This window comes from Faecalispora sporosphaeroides DSM 1294 (genome assembly GCA_000383295.1).
Lineage (GTDB): Bacteria > Bacillota > Clostridia > Oscillospirales > Acutalibacteraceae > Faecalispora > Faecalispora sporosphaeroides.
Window position 1 is genome coordinate 1 of the sequence record KB911082.1, and the last position, 2,802, is coordinate 2,802.

At 50.9% G+C, this 2,802-nt stretch carries 1 rRNA gene; it reads left to right on the top strand.

What is annotated here, in order from left to right:
* Nucleotides 1-2,733: ribosomal RNA gene (locus G340_RS0116175) — 23S ribosomal RNA — on the top strand; the annotation flags it as partial.
* Nucleotides 2,734-2,802: the final 69 nt, after the last annotated feature.

A 2,802-nucleotide genomic window follows, 5' to 3' on the forward strand; every position in this document is an offset into this window, starting at 1 on the left:
AGCAATACCCCCGGGGTTCGGACAGCAACATGTACGACAAGGGATAGCAGAATGGCATGGGAAGGCCAACGAAACAGTGTGAAAGTCACGTATGCGAAATTCCGAGTCGGCTAGCTGTATCCAGAGTACCGCCGGACACGTGAAACCCGGTGGGAATATGGGGGGACCACCCTCCAAGCCTAAATACTACTCAGTGACCGATAGCGAAAAGTACTGTGAAGGAAAGGTGAAAAGAACCCCGGGAGGGGAGTGAAATAGAACCTGAAACCTTGTGCTTACAAGCACCGAGAGCCCGTCAATGGGTGATCGGGTACCTATTGTAGAATGGTCCGGCGAGTGAGTATAACTGGCAAGGTTAAGGACTTAAGGTCTGGAGCCGTAGCGAAAGCGAGTCTGAAACGGGCGCGTGAAGTCAGTTGTATTCGACCCGAAACCGGGTGACCTACCCATGTCCAGGTTGAAGTGGAGGTAAAACTCCATGGAGGACCGAACCGACTCCTGTTGAAATAGTAGCGGATGAGGTGTGGGTAGCGGAGAAATTCCAATCGAACCCGGAGATAGCTGGTTCTCTCCGAAATAGCTTTAGGGCTAGCCTCGTATTAGATTACTGGAGGTAAAGCACTGAATGGGCTAGGGGCCGAAAGGTTACTGAACCCTATCAAACTCAGAATGCCAGATAATTGATGTACGGGAGTCAGACAGTGTGAGATAAGTTTCATTGTCAAAAGGGAAAGAGCCCAGACCCACAGCTAAGGTCCCTAAATACGGTTAAGTGGAGAAGGATGTGGGGGTGCACAGACAACCAGGATGTTGGCTTAGAAGCAGCCATTCATTAAAAGAGTGCGTAATAGCTCACTGGTCGAGTGCCCCTGCGCCGAAAATTTAACGGGGCTAAATCGTATACCGAAGCTTGGGATGTTCTGCTGCTCTCCTTGTATTTAAGAAAGGTTGACGGGAATTTACGCTGCAAGGCGTTGAAGAATTCCAAAGACAGCCTAAGGGAAACGTTAGTTGAAGAAGTAAAGATGCTGTGAAAGATAGAAATTGCAGCGTTAAATTACCTTTGGCTAAGACGTATGCCCGCTTAAATCTGAGGAGAGCGGCAGAATATGGTAGGAGAGCGTTGTGTAAGGGGTGAAGTCAGAGCGTGAGCGCTGGTGGACTTTACACAAGTGAGAATGCCGGAATGAGTAGCGAGAAATATGTGAGAATCATATTGGCCGAAAGTCTAAGGTTTTTGGAGGAAGGTTCGTCCGCTCCAAGTAAGCCGGGAGCTAAGGTGAGGCCGAAAGGCGTAGCCGATGCACATACGGTTGACATTCCGTAGCCGCCAAAAGATTTAAGTAAGAGGACACCTTGAAAGGGCATAACCCAGGCGTTGGTTGACCTGGGCGAAAGGGACCGAAATTAGAGTAGGGAAGTATGCTTGGACGAGGGCGAGAAAAGTCTTATGTATATCTGAGGCGCCCGTACCGCAAACCGACACAGGTAGACAGGAAGAGAATTCTAAGGCCAACGGGAGAAGGGTAGTTAAGGAACTCGGCAAATTGACCCCGTAACTTAGGGAAAAGGGGTGCCACAGCAATGTGGCCGCAGAGAATAGGCCCAGGCAACTGTTTAGCAAAAACACAGGTTTCTGCCAAATCGAAAGATGAAGTATAGGAGCTGACACCTGCCCGGTGCTGGAAGGTTAAGAGGAGATGTGCAAGCATTGAATTGAAGCCCCAGTAAACGGCGGCCGTAACTATAACGGTCCTAAGGTAGCGAAATTCCTTGTCGGGTAAGTTCCGACCCGCACGAATGGTGTAATGATCTGGGCACTGTCTCAATTACCCGCCCGGCGAAATTGTAGTACCGGTGAAGATGCCGGTTACCCGCGACAAGACGGAAAGACCCCATGGAGCTTTACTGCAGCTTAATATTGGGTTTTGATCATTTATGTACAGGATAGGCGGGAGACTAGGAAACCGTGGCGCCAGCCGCGGCGGAGTCAACCTTGGGATACCGCTCTTAAGTGGTTGAAATTCTAACCTGCGGCCGTGAATCCGGCCGGGGGACATTGTTAGGCGGGCAGTTTGACTGGGGCGGTCGCCTCCTAAAAGGTAACGGAGGCGCTCAAAGGTTAGCTCAGCACGGACGGAAACCGTGCCTTAGAGTGTAAACGCGTAAGCTAGCCTAACTGCGAGGATGACAATCCGAGCAGTAACGAAAGTTGGAGTTAGTGATCCGGCGGTATGAGAGTGGAATTGCCGTCGCTCAACGGATAAAAGCTACCCTGGGGATAACAGGCTGATCTCCCCCAAGAGTCCACATCGACGGGGAGGTTTGGCACCTCGATGTCGGCTCATCACATCCTGGGGCTGTATTCGGTCCCAAGGGTTCGGCTGTTCGCCGATTAAAGTGGTACGCGAGCTGGGTTCAGAACGTCGTGAGACAGTTCGGTCCCTATCTGTCGTGGGCGCAGGATATTTGAGGAGAGCTGTCCTTAGTACGAGAGGACCGGGATGGACGCACCTCTGGCGCACCAGTTGTTCCGCCAGGAGCACAGCTGGGCAGCTAAGTGCGGATCGGATAAACGCTGAAAGCATCTAAGCGTGAAGCCGACTCCAAGATAAGATATCCCATAGCGTAAGCTAGTAAGACCCCTTGAAGACTACAAGGTTGATAGGCTGCGTGTGTAAGTGTAGTAATGCATTGAGCTTGGCAGTACTAATCGGTCGAGGGCTTGACCATAAATTCTTGGTTGGGCCTTGCTCAACTTGCTTTTACTCTGTTTCTTCTTTATTCAGTTTTCAGTGCCCG